Origin of the sequence: Brevibacillus sp. SIMBA_040, from assembly GCF_046535075.1 — a bacterium.
Lineage (GTDB): Bacteria > Bacillota > Bacilli > Brevibacillales > Brevibacillaceae > Brevibacillus.
In genome coordinates, this window is sequence record NZ_JAWRXI010000318.1 from 1 (window position 1) to 251 (window position 251).

Sequence of the window (251 nt, forward strand, 5' to 3'; positions counted from 1 at the left end):
TCTTCCAGTTGCAAGTCGGCCATGCCGCCGCTCTGTTGCAGGTGCGGGTCATCGAACAATTCTTCCGGGCGGCGGATGGGGGCGAAGGGAATGCCATTGGCTTCCAGCTGCAATGCCAATTGCCCGGCGTTCAGCGGTGCGAATACCTCGGCCAGGTGCGCGAGCAAGCGCGGCCGTTGCAACACACGGTCGTTATTGCTGGCGAGTGTCGGGTCATCCAGCAAGGCCGTCTGCCCCAGTAACTGGCACAG

The 251-nt window shown here is 62.5% G+C and carries 1 protein-coding gene; it reads right to left on the minus strand.

Annotation, left to right across the window (positions count from 1 at the left end):
- Positions 1-224, minus strand: a 224-nt coding sequence (locus tag SB752_RS32965; RefSeq protein ID WP_410719590.1) for a CoA transferase, incomplete at its 3' end; no start/stop codon positions are given.
- Positions 225-251: the final 27 nt, after the last annotated feature.